General features: G+C 69.2%; 20 protein-coding genes. 16 read left to right on the top strand and 4 right to left on the bottom strand.

The window, feature by feature from the left end; genetic code table 11:
• The first annotated feature begins 181 nt into the window (after positions 1-181).
• The 14 genes from ffh (at position 182) to FGX59_RS16145 (ending at position 8,053) form a co-directional block, all read left to right on the top strand.
• The gene (gene ffh, locus FGX59_RS16205) at positions 182-1,654 is read left to right on the top strand and encodes a signal recognition particle protein (RefSeq protein ID WP_138468142.1); all 1,473 of its coding nucleotides are present in this window, start codon (positions 182-184) and stop codon (positions 1,652-1,654) included.
• Positions 1,655-1,656: 2 nt separating this feature from the next.
• A complete protein-coding gene (locus tag FGX59_RS16200; protein ID WP_138468140.1) occupies positions 1,657-2,181 on the top strand; it encodes a GNAT family N-acetyltransferase in 525 nt (174 codons plus the stop codon).
• Positions 2,178-2,408: a hypothetical protein gene (locus tag FGX59_RS16195; protein ID WP_138468139.1), complete on the top strand. Its 231-nt coding sequence runs from the start codon at positions 2,178-2,180 to the stop codon at positions 2,406-2,408. Before FGX59_RS16200 ends, FGX59_RS16195 begins: the two co-directional genes overlap by 4 nt.
• Positions 2,405-2,707: a chorismate mutase gene (locus tag FGX59_RS16190; RefSeq protein ID WP_138468137.1), complete on the top strand. Its 303-nt coding sequence runs from the start codon at positions 2,405-2,407 to the stop codon at positions 2,705-2,707. Before FGX59_RS16195 ends, FGX59_RS16190 begins: the two co-directional genes overlap by 4 nt.
• A 48-nt stretch (positions 2,708-2,755) precedes the next feature.
• The gene (gene rpsP / locus FGX59_RS16185) at positions 2,756-3,121 is read left to right on the top strand and encodes a 30S ribosomal protein S16 (protein ID WP_138468135.1); all 366 of its coding nucleotides are present in this window, start codon (positions 2,756-2,758) and stop codon (positions 3,119-3,121) included.
• Positions 3,122-3,126: 5 nt separating this feature from the next.
• On the top strand, positions 3,127-3,753 hold the full coding sequence (bluB, locus tag FGX59_RS16180) for a 5,6-dimethylbenzimidazole synthase (RefSeq protein WP_138468133.1): 627 nt from the start codon (positions 3,127-3,129) through the stop codon (positions 3,751-3,753).
• Positions 3,754-3,775: 22 nt separating this feature from the next.
• The gene (locus FGX59_RS37585) at positions 3,776-3,919 is read left to right on the top strand and encodes a hypothetical protein (protein WP_171060670.1); all 144 of its coding nucleotides are present in this window, start codon (positions 3,776-3,778) and stop codon (positions 3,917-3,919) included.
• On the top strand, positions 3,919-4,467 hold the full coding sequence (gene rimM, locus FGX59_RS16175; protein WP_138468131.1) for a ribosome maturation factor RimM: 549 nt from the start codon (positions 3,919-3,921) through the stop codon (positions 4,465-4,467). The genes FGX59_RS37585 and rimM overlap by 1 nt, the downstream gene beginning before the upstream one ends.
• The gene (gene trmD / locus FGX59_RS16170; RefSeq protein ID WP_138468130.1) at positions 4,464-5,279 is read left to right on the top strand and encodes a tRNA (guanosine(37)-N1)-methyltransferase TrmD; all 816 of its coding nucleotides are present in this window, start codon (positions 4,464-4,466) and stop codon (positions 5,277-5,279) included. Before rimM ends, trmD begins: the two co-directional genes overlap by 4 nt.
• An 82-nt stretch (positions 5,280-5,361) precedes the next feature.
• Positions 5,362-5,682 carry a hypothetical protein gene (locus tag FGX59_RS16165; protein ID WP_138468128.1) on the top strand — a complete coding sequence of 107 codons (321 nt, stop codon included), beginning with the start codon at positions 5,362-5,364 and terminating at the stop codon, positions 5,680-5,682.
• Between the two features lie 270 nt (positions 5,683-5,952).
• Complete coding sequence (gene rplS / locus FGX59_RS16160) at positions 5,953-6,345, top strand: 50S ribosomal protein L19 (protein WP_138468126.1); 393 nt, start codon at positions 5,953-5,955, stop codon at positions 6,343-6,345.
• Positions 6,346-6,356: 11 nt separating this feature from the next.
• Positions 6,357-6,578 carry a 50S ribosomal protein L31 gene (rpmE, locus tag FGX59_RS16155; protein WP_138468124.1) on the top strand — a complete coding sequence of 74 codons (222 nt, stop codon included), beginning with the start codon at positions 6,357-6,359 and terminating at the stop codon, positions 6,576-6,578.
• A gap of 161 nt (positions 6,579-6,739) precedes the next feature.
• A complete protein-coding gene (locus FGX59_RS16150; protein WP_370296061.1) occupies positions 6,740-7,519 on the top strand; it encodes a transglutaminase family protein in 780 nt (259 codons plus the stop codon).
• A 186-nt stretch (positions 7,520-7,705) separates the two neighbouring features.
• Positions 7,706-8,053, top strand: coding sequence for a hypothetical protein (locus tag FGX59_RS16145; protein WP_138468122.1), 348 nt, complete (start codon positions 7,706-7,708; stop codon positions 8,051-8,053).
• Positions 8,054-8,108: 55 nt separating this feature from the next.
• Here FGX59_RS16145 and FGX59_RS16140 read toward each other — a convergent pair whose 3' ends face one another.
• Positions 8,109-8,348, bottom strand: coding sequence for a DUF6489 family protein (locus tag FGX59_RS16140; protein WP_138468119.1), 240 nt, complete (start codon positions 8,346-8,348; stop codon positions 8,109-8,111).
• Between the two features lie 226 nt (positions 8,349-8,574).
• Between FGX59_RS16140 and FGX59_RS16135 the strand changes: the two genes are divergently transcribed.
• Together FGX59_RS16135 and FGX59_RS16130 are read left to right on the top strand one after the other, a co-directional pair.
• Positions 8,575-9,387: a division plane positioning ATPase MipZ gene (locus FGX59_RS16135; RefSeq protein ID WP_138468117.1), complete on the top strand. Its 813-nt coding sequence runs from the start codon at positions 8,575-8,577 to the stop codon at positions 9,385-9,387.
• A gap of 80 nt (positions 9,388-9,467) precedes the next feature.
• Complete coding sequence (locus FGX59_RS16130; protein WP_138468115.1) at positions 9,468-10,436, top strand: carbohydrate kinase; 969 nt, start codon at positions 9,468-9,470, stop codon at positions 10,434-10,436.
• 1,534 nt (positions 10,437-11,970) lie between these two features.
• Here FGX59_RS16130 and glmM read toward each other — a convergent pair.
• From glmM to FGX59_RS16115, 3 genes are all read right to left on the bottom strand, one after another.
• Positions 11,971-13,311 (bottom strand): phosphoglucosamine mutase, encoded by a 1,341-nt coding sequence (glmM, locus tag FGX59_RS16125; protein ID WP_138468113.1) that lies wholly within the window; start codon positions 13,309-13,311, stop codon positions 11,971-11,973.
• A 137-nt stretch (positions 13,312-13,448) separates the two neighbouring features.
• Positions 13,449-14,108, bottom strand: a complete 660-nt coding sequence (locus FGX59_RS16120; RefSeq protein WP_138468111.1) for a cell wall hydrolase — start codon at positions 14,106-14,108, stop codon at positions 13,449-13,451.
• A 167-nt stretch (positions 14,109-14,275) separates the two neighbouring features.
• Positions 14,276-16,816, bottom strand: coding sequence for a putative PEP-binding protein (locus FGX59_RS16115; RefSeq protein ID WP_138468109.1), 2,541 nt, complete (start codon positions 16,814-16,816; stop codon positions 14,276-14,278).
• Between the last annotated feature and the right edge of the window lie 19 nt (positions 16,817-16,835).

Below are 16,835 nucleotides of genomic sequence, written 5' to 3'. Positions count from 1 at the left end.
AGGGCGCTAAGCGCGGGGTCCATCCCGGAAGTCCCCGAGTCTTCCGGTCCCGGCCGTTCCGGGATCGACACACGCCAGCGCGTTGCGCCCGCGGGTGCCGCTTCCGCTTGATCGGGTTCCATTCGGGATCACCGCCTCCCATCTGGGAAGCATGTCGTCAACGGTCGCAGGAGGACCTTGGATGTTCGAAAGTCTGTCGGAACGCCTTGGCGGGGTCTTCGACCGTCTGACCAAGGCCGGGGCCCTGTCGGAGGAAGACGTCAAGACCGCCATGCGCGAAGTGCGCACCGCGCTGCTGGAGGCCGACGTCTCGCTGCCGGTGACCCGCGACTTCGTCAAGGCCGTTACCAAGAAGGCCACCGGCGCGAATGTCACGAAATCCGTGACCCCGGGCCAGCAGGTCGTGAAGATCGTCCATGACGAGCTGATCGAGATGCTGGCGGGCGACAATCCCAATCCCGGCGAACTGAAAGTCGACAGCCCGCCCGCGCCGATCCTGATGGTCGGCCTGCAGGGCGGCGGCAAGACGACGACCACCGCCAAGATCGCCAAGCGGCTGAAGGAGCGCAACAACAAGCGCGTCCTGATGGCCTCGCTCGACACCAACCGCCCGGCCGCCATGGAGCAGCTGGAGATCCTCGGCCGCCAGATCGGCGTCGACACCCTGCCGATCATCCCCGGCCAGGACGCGGTCGCCATCGCCAAGCGCGCCAAGCAGCAGGCGGAACTGGGCGGCTACGACGTCTTCCTGCTCGACACCGCCGGCCGGCTGTCGATCGACGAAGAGCTGATGACCCAGGTGGAGCGGGTGCGCGACGTCGCCTCCCCGCGCGAGACCATCCTGGTCGTCGACGGCCTGACCGGCCAGGACGCGGTGACCACCGCGGAGAATTTCGACAGCCGCATCGGCATTTCCGGCGTCGTTCTGACCCGGATGGACGGCGACGGCCGCGGCGGCGCCGCGCTGTCGATGCGCGCCGTCACCGGCAAGCCGATCAAGTTCGTCGGCCTCGGCGAGAAGATGGACGCGCTGGAGGAATTCCACCCGCACCGGATCGCGGGCCGCATCCTCGGGATGGGCGACATCGTCAGCCTGGTCGAGAAGGCGCAGGAAACGCTGGAGATCGAACAGGCCGAGCGCATGATGAAGCGCTTCCAGAAAGGCCAGTTCAACATGAACGACCTGCGCTCCCAGCTTGAGCAGATGATCAAGATGGGCGGCATGCAGGGCGTGATGGGCATGATGCCGGGCATGGCCAAGATGGCCAAGCAGGCCGAGTCCGCGGGCATGGACGACAAGCTGCTGCGCCGCCAGATCGCGCTGATCAGCTCGATGACCAAGAAGGAGCGCGCCAACCCCGCCCTCCTGCAGGCCAGCCGCAAGAAGCGGATCGCCCAGGGCGCCGGGCTCGACGTTCAGGAGCTGAACCGGCTGCTGAAGATGCACCGGCAGATGGCCGATGCGATGAAGAAGCTCGGCAAGATGAACAAGAAGGGCCTGATGCGCCAGATGAAGGGCATGATGGGCGGCAAGATGCCGTCGGAGGCCGAGATGGCCGATGCCCAGGCGCAGATGGGCAAGATGGGCGGCATGCCCGGGCTCGGCGGCGGCGCCCTGCCCCCGGGTCTCAGCGGGTTCGGCAAGAAGAAGTAACGATGCAGACGCCTGTCCTCCATAGCGAACGGCTGGTGCTCGGCCCGCTCGGCGCGGCGCATTTCGAGCCCCTGGCCGCATTCTACGCCTCCGAGCGGTCGCATCATGTCGGCGGCCCGAAGACGCGCGACCAGGCCTGGCGGCAGCTCGCCTGCGAGATCGGCCACTGGACGCTGAAGGGCTATGGCCGCTTCGCCGTGACCGAGGCCGCCACCGGCGCCTTCGTCGGCAATATCGGCGCCTGGTGCCCCGAGGGCTGGCCCGAGCCGGAAATCGGCTGGGACCTGATGGCGGGCTTCGAGGGCAAGGGCTATGCCACCGAGGCGGCCCGCGCGGTGCGCGACTGGTGCTACGGCACGCTCGGCTGGCCGACCGCGATCAGCTTCGTGCATCCGGGGAACCCGGCCTCGGCCGCGGTGGCGAAACGGCTCGGCTGCACGCTCGAGGGCATGCACGAGCTGGTCGGCCACGGCGCCGTCGAGATCTGGCGCCACCCGGCCCGCGGCAGCGCGGAGGCGGCGGCATGATCCCCTACGGCACGATGCACCATGTCTACATCCACGCCCGCTGGACCTGGCCGACCTTCACCCGCGCCAAGGCGCCGGTGATGTGGCGGTCGCTGTTCCGGATGGGCCGCGCCGTGAAATCCAGGACGCCGCTGTGCCGCCGCCGCATGCCGCCGCCCGTCGGCCATGCCCTGGCGCTCGGCCTGGCCATCCCCCGGACCGTCCCAGCCGCCGCGAGGAACCGATGACCGACACCAAGACCGCCGAGCGCGCCGCCGAGCTCCTCAAGGGGCATCGCGAAAGCATCGACCGGCTCGACGCCATCCTGGTCTACACCCTGGGCGAGCGCTTCAAGCACACCCAGGCCGTGGGCCATCTGAAAGCCGAACACGACCTGCCGCCGTCCGACCCGGCGCGGGAAGCCATCCAGATCGCCAGGCTCGAACGGCTGGCGGTGGAAGCCGACCTGGATCCGGAATTCGCCAAGAATTTCCTGAACTTCATCATCGCCGAAGTGATCCAGCACCACAAGAAGCACCAGTCGTAAGACGGCCCCGCCGTCAAGCAACGCCATGAATATGAAAGGACTCAACCCATGGCCATGAAACTTCGCCTCGCCCGCGGCGGCTCCAAGAAGCGCCCCCACTACGCCATCGTCGCCTCCGACTCGCGCATGCCGCGCGACGGCCGCTTCATCGAGAAGCTGGGCACCTACAACCCGCTGCTCGCCAAGGATGACGAGCGCCGCGTGATCATGAATGTCGAGCGCGTCCAGTACTGGCTCGGCGAAGGCGCCCAGCCGACCGACCGCGTGTCGCGCATGCTCGAAGCTGCCGGCGTCGTCGGCAAGAAAGAGCGCGCCAACCTGAAGAAGGGCGAGCCGGGCAAGAAAGCCAAGGACCGCGCCGAAGAGAAGGCAGCCAAGGCAGCCGCAGCAGCCGAGGAAGCCACGGCCGAGTAAGGCCCGTGCGCTTTCCGGACAGCTTCCCGGACGAGCTGGCACGGCTGATGCGGCTCCGGCGCGACACGCGCCGCTTCCGCACGGATCCCGTGCCGGACACCGTCCTGGAGCGCTGTCTGGACTGCCTCGACACGGCCCCCTCGGTGGGGCTGTCGCAGCCCTGGCGGCTGGTCTCGGTGGCCAGTCCCGGGGCACGCCAGTCGATGCGCGACATCTTCCGCGACGCCAACGCGACCGCGCTGTCGGGATATGACGGCGAGCAGGCCCGGCTCTATGCCGGGCTGAAGCTTTCCGGGATGGACCGCGCGCCGGTGCAATGGGCGGTGTTCTGCGACGAGGCGACGGAGCAGGGCTCCGGTCTCGGCGCGCAGAGCATGCCCGAGATGCGCCGCTATTCGGTGGTCTGCGCGGTGATGCAGATGTGGCTGGCGGCGCGCGCCCAGGGACTGGGCATGGGCTGGGTCTCGATCCTCGACCCCCTGCGGGTGCGCGAGGCGCTCGCCCTGCCCGGCGACTGGCGGCTGGTCGCCTATCTCTGCCTCGGCTGGCCCGAGACGGAGGAGACCGCCCCCGAACTTGAGCGCCTGGGCTGGGAGCATCGCCGCCCCCGGCCCGCGCTCGTCCTGCGATGAGACAGCCGACGGAGCCCGGCCCGTGATCCGACTGATAATCTATGCGACACTTCTGGCCGTAGGCGGCTATGCCGGAGCGGAATATGCCCGCTACGAGCTGATGCAGGCCTGCCTCGACGCGGGCGGCTCTGTTGATGCGCGCGGTTTCTGCAAGGGAGTGGAGTGATGGCGGATCTGACCTGCGTGGGCGCGATTGCCGGATCCTTCGGGGTGCGTGGCGAGGTGCGGCTGAAGAGCTTCTGCGCCGAGCCCGAGGCGATCGCCGACTATGCGCCGCTGACCACGGAAGATGGCAGCCGCAGCTTCACCGTGAAGATCACCCGGCCGATCAAGAACGGCCTGGCCGCGCGGCTGGGCGGGGTCTCCACCAAGGAGGCGGCGGACGCGCTGAAGGGCGTGCGGCTCTACGCGCCGCGCGACCGGCTGCCCTCGCTGCCCGATGACGAATTCTACCATGCCGACCTGATCGGCCTCGAGGTCGTCGATACCGGCGGCACGCGGCTCGGCCGGGTGCGCGCGGTCTACGACCATGGCGCGGGCGACCTGCTGGAGATCCACGGCCCCGGGCTGAAGGGCGGCGTGCTCCTGCCCTTCACCCGCGAAGCGGTGCCGACAGTCGACCTGGCCGCCGGACGGATCATCGCCGACCCGCCTGCCGGACTGTTCGGCGGCGGCGAGGATGACGACGACGAAGACGGGGAACCGCAGGCATGAGCGACGCGCCCAGCCGCAGCCATGGCCGCAAGTCGATCCGAGCGACGCTGCAGCCGCGCGACCTCCTCAGCGAGACGCCCGAGCTCCTGCATGCCTGGCAGGCCCGGATCGTGACGCTGTTTCCCGGCGCCTTCCCCGGCGTGCTGGGGGAATCGCTGACCGGCAAGGCGCTGCAGGAGGGGCTCTGGCAGCTCCATCCGATCGACCTGCGCCCCTTCGGCGAGGGAAAGCACCGCAATGTCGACGATACGCCCGCAGGCGGCGGCGCGGGCATGGTGCTGCGCGCCGACGTGGTCTCGCGCGCGCTCGACATGGCGATGGCCGGCACGCCCGAGGACCGCACCGACTGGCCGCTGGTCTATCTCTCCCCGCGCGGGCGGCGCTTCGACCAGGCGATGGCGCGGCGCTGGTCGCGGGCGCGCGGCGTCACCCTGCTCTGCGGCCGTTTCGAGGGCGTCGACCAGCGCGTTCTGGACGCCTACCAGGTCGAGGAAGTCTCCCTGGGCGATTTCGTCCTGACCGGCGGCGAGATCGCCGCGCAGGCGATGCTCGACGCGACGGTGCGGCTGCTGCCCGGCGTGCTCGGCAATGCCGCCTCCACCGAGGAGGAGAGCCATTCCGGCGGGCTCCTCGAGCATCCGCAATACACCCGCCCGGCCGACTGGGCGGGCCGCGCGATCCCCGAGGTGCTGCTGTCGGGCAATCACGCGAAGATCGCCGAATGGCGGCGCCAGCAGGCCGAAGAGCTGACCAAGGCCCGCCGTCCCGACCTGTGGCAGCGCCATCTCGCCGGCACGCCGGAGACGCGCTAGCCGCAAGGGCGACGCGCCGCATTCCCAAAGGGCAGGATCCGTCCTAGCATCCGGCAGGTTTTCGGAGCGGGAGGCAGGGCGGATGCACGCATGGCAGACCGGCAGGGGGCGCCTCGCGGCGCTGCTGCTGCTTCCCCTCCTCGCGGCCTGCCACCACATGGGCGGGCCAGGCTACGGCCATATGGCGGGCGGTCCGGCGCATATGGCGGGGATCGCGCCCGGCATGGCGCGCAGCGACGTCACCGCGATGCTCGGACCGGGCGCGGCAGGCAGCGGCAGCGGCGATTGCACCGCCTACATGTACGGGAGCGGCGGGCCCTATGGCTACATGCATGTCTGGTACGACGGGGACCGCGTGTCGCGCGTCACCCGGGGTCCCGGACCGGCCTGCGCGGCCCCCTGAGACGGCGCCCCGGAGGCCTGCGCTGCCTGCGGCATTCCGCGCTTGAAAAGCGGGACGCTTCCTGTCATAGACCCCCCACTTCCGACTCGTGCTGTGCCTGGTTGCGCGCCGTCTTCTTCTGATGGCGCCGGGGCGCGTTCCCGGTCGGGGCGACGAAAAGCAAGGACGACCTAACTCCCGCGGGCGCCGAGGCGGACCCGACAGAAGGCGCGGAGCTCTGGGACGCCACCACCTTCACGGGATAACCGTGAGCCAGACAGGAGAGATCAGATGGATCTGATCGCACAGCTGGAGGCCGAGCAAATCGCCTCCCTCGGGAAGTCCATTCCCGACTTCAAGGCGGGCGACACCATTCGCGTCGGCTTCAAAGTGACCGAAGGCACCCGGACCCGCGTCCAGAACTACGAGGGCGTCTGCATTTCCCGCAAGAACGGCCAGGGCATCGCCGGGTCGTTCACGGTCCGCAAGATCAGCTTCGGCGAAGGCGTCGAGCGTATCTTCCCGCTCTACTCGACCAATATCGAGAGCATCGAAGTCGTGCGCCGCGGCCGCGTGCGCCGTGCGAAGCTCTACTACCTGCGTGCGCGCCGCGGCAAGTCCGCCCGTATCGCAGAGGTCTCCAACTACAAGCCGAAGGCCGCCAAGGCCGGCGCCGACGCGTAAGGACCGGACCGATGAAAGCAGACATCCATCCCGAATACCATCTCATCAACGTCAAGATGACCGATGGCACGATCATCCAGATGAAATCCGTCTGGGGCAAGGAAGGCGACACGCTGTCGCTGGACATCGATCCGCTGGCGCACCCGGCCTGGACCGGCGGCAACACCCGCCTGCTCGACCAGGGCGGCCGCGTCTCCAAGTTCAAGAAGAAATACGAAGGCCTCGGCTTCTGAGCCTGACCGCCATCGCGCATTTCAAGGGCTGCCCTGCGGGGCGGCCCTTTTTCTTTTCCGGCGACAATCGGGGAAACCTCTGCCAGCCTCGGGCGTAGACCAAGGCGGGCCGCTGCGCGGAACGCCTTGATGCAAGTGCGGAAAAGACAAGAGGTGCAGTTTTGGGCAGGATCGATATCGACGTGGCGATGGACTACCGGCTGGGCGAGGAGCGCGTGGTGTTCCTGACCCTGGAGGCGGCCTCTGCCCCGGGGCAGCGCGTGCTCTCCAGCCGGCTGGAGATCGGCGGCGCGGCGCTGTCGCGCATCCCCGGCGAGAGCGGCATCGGCAGCCGCGTCATCGCCCGGCTGGATCACGACCGGCTGCGCCTGGCCTATCGCGCCTCGGTGGAGGTCACCCGCCTCGACGGGACGCTCGAGGGCATGATGGCCGCGCCCTGGCACGACCTGCCCGCCGAGGCGATGACCTATCTGCGGCCCAGCCGCTTCTGCCAGTCCGACATGTTCGAGACCTTCGCCCTGCGCCGTTTCGGCGATCTGGACGGCGGCGCCAAGGTGGCGGCGATCCGCGACTGGGTGGCCAGAGAGCTGAGCTACGTGCCGGGCGCCTCCCATGCCCAGACGACCGTGATCGACACCTTCACCGGCCGCCAGGGGGTCTGCCGCGACTATGCGCACATGCTGTGCTCACTCTGCCGCGCGGCGGACATCCCGGCGCGCTATGTCTCGGTCTACGCGCCCGAGGTCGATCCGCCGGATTTCCACGCCGTCTCGCAGGTCTGGCTCGACGGCGGCTGGCATATCGTCGATCCGACCGGCATGTGCCGACCCGAGACGGCGGTGATCGTCGCCGTCGGCCGCGATGCCTACGACACCGCCTTCATGGAGAATCGCGGCATGGTGCAGCTGGTGTCGCAGACCGTGTCGGTCACCAGGGGCTGAGCCCCGCAACCAGCGCGCGTCCCGCCACCCGGGCGCACCCGCCCCGGCCGGCCGGGCGCCTCCGCGGCAGGCAGGCAGGCCGTGCAAAGAGCGGGTTTCCGCGGAACCGCCTGCCCGGCCTTGGCGCGCGCGGCAGCGCCCCTAGCTTCGCCGCACAGGACGCTTTCTCCAAGGATACGACCCAATATGCGCCATTGCCTCGCCCCCCTCGCCCTCGCCGGTCTCTGCGCCGCTGCAGCGCCCCTCTGGGCGCAGGAGCCTCCCTATGCCGGACAGTGGTCGCTGGACGAGGGCGACTGCAGCGACACGCTCTCCGTCTCGGAAGAGGCCATCGAGAACAACTTGGATCTGCAGTGCGAGATCAGCGAGGTCGTGGAAGGAGACGGCATCTACACCGCGCTGAGCGACTGCAGCGGCACGCCGGTCACCTTCAGCTTCTCCGTCGACGGCGACGGCAGCGAGCTGACCTTCCTCGGGGGCATCGATTTCGGCACCGGATTCCCCTCGGTCTGGCACCGCTGCCCGGCGGGCTAGCAGGGTCGCGGCAGGCGGCCGGGCGCCGGAGCCCGGCACGCCTGTCAGCCAGGGCTCAGTTCTTCGAGGCCATGTTCATGAAGGCGGACATGAAATCGCTGAAGATCTCGGCATTGCCGCCCGCGGCCTTCATCCAGTTCTGGATCATCGCCTCGGGGGTGAGCTGCTCCATGTGCTCCTCGATCTTGGAGTTCATCTTGTCGAGCCAGGCTTCCTGCATGGGCCGCACATCAGGCAGGCCCATCAGTTCGCGCGCCTCCATCGGCGTCATGTCCACGTCGATCTTGACCTTCATCCCGTTTCCTTCCCGCCATCCGCGCGCTCTCAAGTTAACTGAAGCTTAGCAGCGCCTTATCCACAGGGAAAGCCGCCGCTGTGACTCATTGGCCGCACCCGGCCCGGCTTTCGCGCGCGCCGCCCCCGGCGCCGCGACGGGACGGCTTTTCATTGCCCGCGCCACGACATAGGGTGGCGGCCGCCGTCCCCGGGACGGCCCCACCCCCTGACAAGAGTTCCGCCCCATGGCCCACATCATCGTCGTCGGCAACGAAAAGGGCGGGTCCGGGAAATCGACCACGACCATGCATGTGGCCACGGCGCTTGTGCGCATGGGCCATCGCGTCGGCGGCATCGATCTCGACCTGCGCCAGCGCTCCTTCGGCCGCTTCGTCGAGAACCGCATGGCCTTCTGCCGCCGCGAGGGCATCGCCCTGCCGGTCCCGGACTACCTGCCCCTGCCCGAAATCGCCCCCGAGGACGTGCCCGAGGGCGCCAATATCTACGATCTGCGGCTCGACGCGGCGATCACCCAGCTCGAGGACCGGCACGACTTCCTGATGATCGACTGCCCGGGCTCGCATACGCGGCTGAGCCAGATCGCGCATTCGCTGGCCGACACGCTGATCACGCCGCTGAATGACAGCTTCATCGATTTCGACCTGCTGGCGCATCACGACCCCGACACCGGCGCGATCACCGGCCCCTCGGTCTATGCCGAGATGGTCTGGAACGCGCGGCAGCTGCGCGCCCAGGCCGGGCTGAAGCCCATCGACTGGATCGTCCTGAGGAACCGCATGGGCTCGCAGCAGATGCACAACAAGAAGCGCGTCGGCGACGCCCTCTCCGAGCTCTCCCGGCGGATCGGCTTCCGCGTCGCGCCGGGCTTCGCCGAGCGGGTGATCTTCCGCGAGCTCTTCCCCCGCGGGCTCACGCTCCTCGACCTGCGCGACACCGGCAGCGGCGGCGGGCTGACCATGTCGAATATCGCCGCCCGCCAGGAAGTCCGCGACCTTGTCACCGAATTGCGCTTGCCAGGGGTGGTGGCGAATTTCTAAATCGGGTTTATAAATTCTGCGTGCATTGCCCCGGGCTTTCGCCCATAAGGCAAGCATAAGCTCACGTGAGGGAGGACAGGATGGCACGGATTTTCGTCTGCGGCGAAGCGATCATGGATTTCGTTCCCGTCGAGTCGGCGGCAGGCACGGCCTTCCTGCCCCTGCCCGGCGGCTCGCCGATGAACACGGCCAAGGCGGCAGCCTGCGCGGGGGCCGAGGCGCATTTCCTCGGGGCGCTTTCGACCGATCTCTTCGGCGAGCGGCTGCTGGCGGACATGGTCGCCCACGGGGTGCGCACCGGGCTGACCCCGCGCAGCGACGATCCCTCGACCCTGGCCTTCGTCGACATGTCGACCGGCGAGCCGCATTACGCCTTCTACGACCGCGACAGCGCGGCGGTGAACATGGCGCCGACCGCCGAGGGCATCACCGCGGAGCCGGGCGACATCCTCGCCGTCGGCTCGATCTCGCTGATCCCGAACCCGGGCGCGGACAACATCCTCGATTTCGCCCTGGCACAGTCGCAGAGCCAGATGCTGGCCTTCGATCCGAACGTGCGCGCCAACATGATCACCGACCGCCCGGCCTGGGAGGCACGGGTGGAGGCGCTTTTCGACGCCGCCGCGGTGGTGAAGATCAGCGCCGAGGATCTCGACTATCTCCGCCCCGGCCAGGGCCGCGAGGCCTTCGCCCGCGAACTTCTGGGCCGCGGCACGGCGCTCGTCGTCGTCACGGGCGGCGCCGAGGGCGCGCTGGGGATGACGCAGGCGGGCCAGGCCTCGGCCCAGGCGCCGGTCGTCACGGTCAGGGACACGGTCGGCGCGGGCGACACCTTCATGGGCAACCTGCTGGCCGGCATCCTGGAGCTCGGCTGCCGCGACGCCGCCGCGCTCTCCGCGCTTGGGGAGGAGTCGCTCTCCGCCCTGCTGACCCGCGCCGCCTGGGCGGCCGCGATCAACTGCACCCGCGCGGGCTGCAACCCGCCGCAGCGCTCCGAGACCCTCGCCGCCATTGCCGCGGGCCGGATCGGCGGACCCGTCCCGGCCTGAGCGCCCGCGCCCTGCGCGGACCGTCGCGCCCCGGTGCCCGCCGGATCGGCAAGGACGGCCGACCGCGCCGCAGCGCCCGAGGCCGCAGGCCGGCTGTGAAGGACAGCGGCGCCCCGCAGCCCGCGGGCGCGCTACCGGGCCCGCCCGACAGCCGGACCCGCAATCCGCAAGCTCCGCCGGGGATGGCAGCAGGACGGCCCCGGAAAGGCAGCCTACGGGCGGTGATGTCCCAGGGCGTGCCCATGATCCATCAACCAGGCGTGGCGCCTGCCATTCCGCGATCCTCGGAAGGATGCGCCATAGGCAGCCCCTCCGCGGCAGAGCAACGGCCACGGACGCCATCCGGGCTCTGATCCAGCGATCGACAGTTCGAACACGGCACCGCGCCGGGAGCCCGGCTTCACCGCCAGTAGAGCGGCCATTGGCAAACGCGCGATCGGGCCGAGGATGCAAGCGGCGACGGACCGGAGCCCCGCAGCCCGAACGGCCCGCCACGGCCCGTCCACCTCAAGGCCCACGCCCGCCACAGGACCGGCAGGCGGGCCGGGCATGCCGCCGTCCTCAGCGCCGGGCTTCCACAGCATGACCAGACAGCGCCGGAGGACCCGGCGGGCGCTGTCGGGGAACCGGGATCGGCGACCGGGATCGGTGGCGCGAGCACCGCGATGCGTCGGCGAAGAGCCCAGTCCGGCCGGCCAGCTCGAACACGTGCCTACCCGCCTCTTCATAAAGGCCTCAGGCGCCCCGGTCCGTCCGCGCGAACGCAGCGAATGGACGGCGCCCTTGTCCATCGCGTCGCTCTCTCAAGGTGGCCGTGGCACCCCGCAGCCGCGACCCGCACCGGATCATCAAGACAGACCCCTATCTGGGGGCCGGAAAGGAACACCAGGCCGCCGCGGTGGAGGAGTTCGTGCCGGGTTCAGCCCGGACTTCCAGCGGAAATGAGAGACTTGTTCCGAAGTCAGGATCATCTCCCCAGTTTCTCCGCAGGTTCCGCGGCCGAGCGGACTTGCTCGGCACCCTGCTAGAGACTGGGGAATGCGGCAGAGCCGGAGGGCGGGACGCCGATCGCCTCGCGCGAACCCACACAGAGCGAACAGGCGGACGCAGCGGACCACGGGCCGCCGGGCGCGCTCGGCGCCCTGCTAGAGACCGGAGAAAGCGACAGATCCAGAGCGCGGGACGCCGATCCCCTCCCACGAACCCACACAGAGCGAACAGGCCGACGCAGCGGACCACGGGCCGCCGAGCACGCTCGGCGCCCTGCTAGAGACCGGAGAAAGCGACAGATCCGGAGGGCGCGACGCCGATCCTCTTGCGCGAACCCACATAGAGCGAACAGGTCGACGCAGCGGGCCTCCGGTCCGGAAATCCGGGCCAGCGGCGGAGGCAGGCTTTCCGCACCGCTTGCCCGGGCCCGCCTCTCAGCGAGGCCCTTCAGTGCCAGAACGGCCGGCGAGGCGTTCCGGAAGAATGCCGCACCGCCCTGCCCGCGGAACAGCCCATGCCAAGGCACAAAGGCCGCCGCGCCCGTTCAGACGGCGCGTTCGACCACCTCCGCCAGCTCCTCGACGATCTCGCTGAGGATCGCGGCATCGGCGTGTTCGGCCATGACGCGGATCAGCGGCTCGGTGCCGGACTTGCGGATCAGCAGCCGCCCCTGCCCGGCCAGCCGCGCCTCGGCGGCGGCGATCGCGGTCTTGACCGCCTCTTCCTCCAGCGGCGCCTTGCCCGGGGCGTAGCGGACATTCTTCAGGAGCTGCGGACAGGGCTCGAAGCTGCGGGCCAGCTCGGAGGCGCGGCGGCCGGTGCGCACCATCTCCGCCAGGAATTGCAGCCCCGCCAGCAGGCCGTCGCCGGTCGTGGCGTAATCCGTCATCACGATATGGCCCGACTGCTCGCCGCCCAGGTTCCAGCCATGGCGGCGCATCGCCTCGACCACGTAGCGGTCGCCGACCGGCGTGCGGTGAAGCTTCAGCCCCTGCCCGGCGAGGAAATGCTCCAGCCCCAGATTGGACATCACCGTCGCGACCAGCGTGCCGTCCTTCAGCCGCCCCTCGGCGGCCCAGCGGGCGGCCATCAGCGCCATGATCTGGTCGCCATCGGCCTGGGCGCCGGTCTCGTCGAGGATCAGCACCCGGTCGGCATCGCCGTCGAGGCAGATCGCGACATCGGCGCCATGGGCGCGCACCGCCTCGGCCGCGGCCTGCGGCGCGGTGGATCCGACCCCGTCATTGATGTTGCGCCCGTTCGGGCTGACCCCGACATGCACCACCTCGGCGCCCAGTTCCCAGAGCACTTCCGGCGCGGCGCGGTAGGCGGCGCCATTGGCGCAGTCGATCACCACTTTCAGCCCGTCGAGCGTCATGCCGTGCGGCAGGGTGGATTTCACCCGCTCCTGGTAGCGGAAGCGGCCGTCGTCGATCCGCCGGGCGCGGCCGATGCTCTCGGGACGGGCGGGCTCCACCCCGGCCTCGAGCAGCGCCTCGATCTCCTCCTCGGCCGTGTCCGAGAGCTTGAACCCGTCGGGGCCGAAGAACTTGATGCCGTTATCCTCGTGCGGATTGTGGCTGGCGGAGATCATGATGCCGAGATCGGCGCGCATCGAGGTGGTCAGCATGCCGACGGCGGGCGTCGGCACCGGCCCGAGCAGCAGCACGTTCATGCCGGTCGAGGTCAGCCCCGCGGTCAGCGCGGTCTCCAGCATGTAGCAGCTCAGCCGCGTGTCCTTGCCGATCACCACGCGGTGGGTGTCCTTGCCGTCGCGGCGGAAGTACCGCCCGGCCGCCGCGCCGAGGCGCAGCGCCATCTCGGCCGTCATCGGATAGGCATTCGCGCGGCCGCGCACCCCATCGGTTCCGAACAGCTTCCGCATCGAGCTCTCCCAGGTTCCGTTCCGGCCGGCCCCGGCCGGCGCCCTTGCTCAGGACCCGCACATGTGCATGCCCGCCCCCGGCATGGCAAGCCGAAAGCGCGCGCCTGCGACACCGCTGGGCGCGGGGCCGCCGAAGGCTACTGCCTGTAGAAGTAGTGGACGCCGATCGAGGCCGTGCGCGGGAAGATCCGCGCCCAGCGGGGGCGCACGGCGCTGGTGTGGTAATGCGTGGCGCCCTTGGTCAGGTTGCTCTTCGCCCCGCGCAGCATCAGCGCGGCCACTTTCGAGACCTGCTTCCAGGCCTTCTTCTCGCCGATCACCTCGGCGCGGCCGTCGCAGGTATAGCTGAACTGGCAGGCATTGATCCGGCCCGTGCCCTGGTTGACCACGCCGCAGACCGTGTCTGGATAGGCGTTCGACTTCACCCGGTTGAGGATCACCTCGGCCACCGCGAACTGGCCCTTCACGCTCTCGCCGCGCGCTTCGAAATAGAGCGCCTCGGAGAGGCAGTGCCATTCGTCGCCCGTGCCCTTGACGGCCTGGCGGGACAGCCAGTCCTTGGAGTACTCGACCCGGCGGAAGCGCGGCTTGCGGTCGCCCCGCGGCACCGGCCGGATTTCCGGCAGCTTCTCGGCGGCCCCGTCCGAAAGCAGGGTGTCGCGCTCTGCCTCGAACACCGCGCCCGGCCCGTATCCGAAATCGAGAGAGGGATCGTTCGACGTGCTGAGCGTTACTTCGGCAAAGGCAGTCCCGGCACACAGGACGGCAGCCAAAAGCACCACAGCACGGAGTATCATGACAATTTCACCCAAGTCGATCAATTTCGACTCGGGGCGTATAAAGGTCATGCGCTAGATGCAATACTCGGCAAAAGGTATGCATCTATTGACATGTGTCCCAAAGGCCACATTGACAATGTCGGCGAGATTCTGCCGACGGTCAATATTTCTCTGGGATTCCGGGCTTATCGTCGCGTCAAAACCGCGTGTGCGCCTGCCAGCCGGGCAACGGGAACACGAAAAGGCGAACAGGAAACATAGTTAAAACCTGCATCCCTGGCGAAGGCGATCGAATCAGCCGTGCCGCCATGTTCGCCGCAAATAGATAGAACGATTCGCGGATTCGCCTTCCGCCCGCGCTGCGCGCCGATCTGCAGGAGCTCGCCGACGCCCTCCTTGTCGAGGTAGTGGAACGGGTCCTCCTTGAAGACCCCCTGTTGCACATAGGTCTGCATGAACCGCCCGGCATCGTCGCGCGACAGCCCGTAGGTCATCTGCGTCAGGTCGTTGGTGCCGAAGCTCATGAAGGAGCAGAGCTCGGCGATGGCATGGGCCTTCAGCGCGGCGCGCGGGGTCTCGACCATGACGCCGAGCTTGTAGTTGAAGATGGCGCCGCGCTCGGCGCGGACCTTGGCGGCGACCTGCTCGATCCGGCTCTGCAGGATCTCGACCTCGCGCTGCGCCGAGACCAGCGGCAGCATGATCTCGGGCACGACCTCGGTCCCGGCCTCGGCCAGCGCGATCACCGCCTCGAAGATCGCCTGGGCCTGCATCTCGTAGATTTCCGGCACGGTGATGCCGAGCCGCACGCCGCGCAGCCCCAGCATCGGGTTGAACTCGGTCATCGAGTCGATCCGTGCCTGGACGTCCGAGACCGGGCGGCCGAGCGCATTGGCCAGGTCGACCACGCCCTGGCGGTCGGCGGGCAGGAATTCGTGCAGCGGCGGGTCGAAGAGCCTGATGCAGACCGGCAGCCCCTCCATGATCTCGAAGAGCCGGGTGAAATCCTCGCGCTGCATCGGCAGCAGCTGGCGCAGCGCGTCGGCGCGGTCCTCGGGCGCATCGGCGAAGATCATCTCGCGCATGACCGTCAGCCGGTCGTCGTCGAAGAACATGTGCTCGGTGCGGCAGAGGCCGATCCCCTCGGCCTTGAAGGTGCGGGCGATGCGGGCATCCTGCGGCGTGTCGGCATTCACCCGCACGCCGATGTCGCGGATCTCGTCCGCCCAGCCCAGCAGCGTCTGGAAGGCCTCGCCGAGCGCCGGCTCCAGCATCTCGGCCTCGCCCGCCAGCACCTCGCCGGCCGAGCCGTCGAGCGTCACCACCGTGCCTTCCTCGAAGAGCCGTCCGTCGGGCAGGCGCATGGCCCGCGCGCGGCGGTCGATGATGATATGCCCCGCGCCGACCACGCAGGGCACGCCGAGGCCGCGGGCGATCACCGCCGCATGGCTCGACATCCCGCCCTTGGCGGTCAGCACGCCATGCGCGGCATGCATGCCGCGCACGTCGTCGGGGCTGGTCTCGCGCTTGACGAGGATGCAGGCCTCGCCCTGGGCGGCCAGCGCCTGGGCGCGGGTCGAGCTGAAGACGAGCTTGCCGACCGCCGCGCCGGGGCTGGCGCCGATCGCGCTGAGCAGAACGTCCCGCACCGCCTCGGGGTTGACCTGCCAGTGCATCAGCTCGTTGAGCGAGCGCGGCGGCACGCGCAGCAGCGCCTCCTCGCGGGTGATGATCCGGTCGACCGCCAGGCCGACGGCGATCTCGACATTGGCCCGCGCCGTGCGCGCCACGCGGACCGCGTCGATCACGCAGAGTTCCCCCTCCTGGATGACGAATTCGATCTGCATCTCCTCGCGCAGCTTGGCGCGGGCGAGCTCGCCGAGCCCGACCAGCTGGTCGAAGATGCCCGGGGCGAGTTCTTCCAGCGAATGGCCGCGCGGATCGCGAGTCAGGAAGATCGCGGCATGCTTGTCCGCCAGCGCGTCGCGGCCCTGGCTCTGGCTCATGTAGCGGCCGGTGATCTGGGCGCGGCCGGTGGTCGAGTTGATGAACTGCATCACGCCCGAGCCGCTCTCGTCCGCGCCGACGCCGAGCGCCATGCGCTGCACGACGAGGCCCAGACCGGCATTCTCCGGCGCGCCCCGCGCCTTTCTCAGAAGCCGCGCCGAGGTGCCTTCCCAGGCGCGCGCCATCGACCGCAGCACGCCGGCGAGCTGCTCGGCCGGATCCTCCGGGAAGGGCTCGTCGGTTTCCAGCTCGTAGATGCGCAGCGCCTCGGCCACGTCGGAGCGCAGCGGGTTGCGCACCGCCGGGAAGAGATCGGCATCGAGATGGGCAACCTGGACGGCATAGGTGTGGATGAAGCGCAGGTAGATGGCATTGGCGGCATCCTCGCCGCGGCGCTGGACCATGACGGCATGGCGGCGCTCGTTCATGCCGATGTTGAGGATCGCGCCCGGCCCGCCCCAGTCGGCGCCCTCGGCGGAGGGGCGCACCGAGACCAGCGGCGTCTCGCCGAAGAAGTCGAGGATCGCGTCGACATCGGTCATCTTGCCCTGGGCGATCTGGCGCACGGTGTCGAAGCTGAGCGCGACGGTGGTCGGCACGGGCATGTCGAGGCGCACGAGCCGCTGCAGGCACTTGGCGCGGCCGCCATGCTGGTCCACCGTGATCGTGGCGGTCTTGGTGATCTCGGTGAAGGCCTTGAAAGTCAGGTTTTTCAGCAAGCGCCCACGTCCTCCTTCG

The organism is Poseidonocella sp. HB161398 (assembly GCF_005870025.1).
Classification (GTDB): Bacteria; Pseudomonadota; Alphaproteobacteria; order Rhodobacterales; family Rhodobacteraceae; genus Mangrovicoccus.
Note: the sequence above shows the minus strand (reverse complement) of the source record. Positions and strands in the feature narration are given on the sequence as shown.